This is a genomic window from Exiguobacterium sp. s56 (genome assembly GCF_018618255.1).
GTDB classification, from domain to species: domain Bacteria; phylum Bacillota; class Bacilli; order Exiguobacteriales; family Exiguobacteriaceae; genus Exiguobacterium; species Exiguobacterium chiriqhucha.
The window spans coordinates 1-362 of the sequence record NZ_JACSLR010000055.1 but is presented as its reverse complement, the minus strand read 5'-3'; the positions used below and the strand labels follow the sequence as shown (position 1 = coordinate 362).

Here is a 362-nt window from a genome sequence, read left to right as displayed (position 1 = left end):
ATCTCCTCTAACTTTTTTAGGAACAGGTTCTCGGCCCGCAGGCGCTCGTTCTCCCGCTCGATCTGTTGGATGCGACGTTCGAGCTTCTCTTCGTTGGTCAGTTCCTCTTCTTGCTTCGTCCGTCCGCGGCGGTCCTCGAGCCCGTGCACGCCGTCGGCGTCATATTTTTTCGTCCAGCCGTAGACCTGGTGGTACGACGCGGCGAATATCTCGGCCGTCCGTTGATAGTTCCGTCCATTGTCCAGGCAATACCTGACGATCTCCATGCGTTCCTCGAATGTGGTCTTTCTCCCTTTTGTCATAGCTCGATCCCTCCCTTTTCTCGAATCTGTTAACTCGCTATGACTAGTATACTTCTTGAT

1 protein-coding gene is annotated in these 362 nt (G+C 53.6%); it reads right to left on the bottom strand.

Features of this window, described 5'->3' with window-relative positions; genetic code table 11:
- The coding region (locus KNP71_RS15820) for a helix-turn-helix domain-containing protein (protein WP_214831062.1) at window positions 1–362 on the bottom strand (362 nt) is incomplete at both ends.